Raw genomic sequence first — 276 nt, 5'->3', positions numbered from 1 at the left:
ACAAGAAGCTGCGCATCCACACCGGCTCGCACGTGCACCCATTCTACACCGAGGAGGGGCGACGCGATCAGCTGCGCTTCCTGGATTACTGGCTCAAGGACATCGACAACGGGGTGATGGACGAGCCGCCGGTCAAGCTCGCGATCCGCAAGGGCCGCGACGAAATCGAGTGGCGCGACGAGAACGAATGGCCGCTCGCGCGCACCCGCTGGACCAAGTTCTATTTTGATCTGTCCAAATCCGACAAGCCGAGCGCCGGCGCATTCGTGGCGGACA

Annotated in this window: 1 protein-coding gene; it reads left to right on the top strand. The window is 62.7% G+C overall.

Annotation, left to right across the window (positions count from 1 at the left end):
• Window positions 1-276: CocE/NonD family hydrolase C-terminal non-catalytic domain-containing protein (locus SAZ04_RS21975; protein WP_332699691.1), on the top strand; the 276-nt coding region annotated here is incomplete at both ends.

Source organism: Halalkalibacter lacteus, from assembly GCF_036663595.1.
Lineage (GTDB): Bacteria > Bacillota > Bacilli > Bacillales > Bacillaceae_D > Halalkalibacter > Halalkalibacter lacteus.
This window is presented reverse-complemented; position numbering and strand designations above follow the sequence as displayed.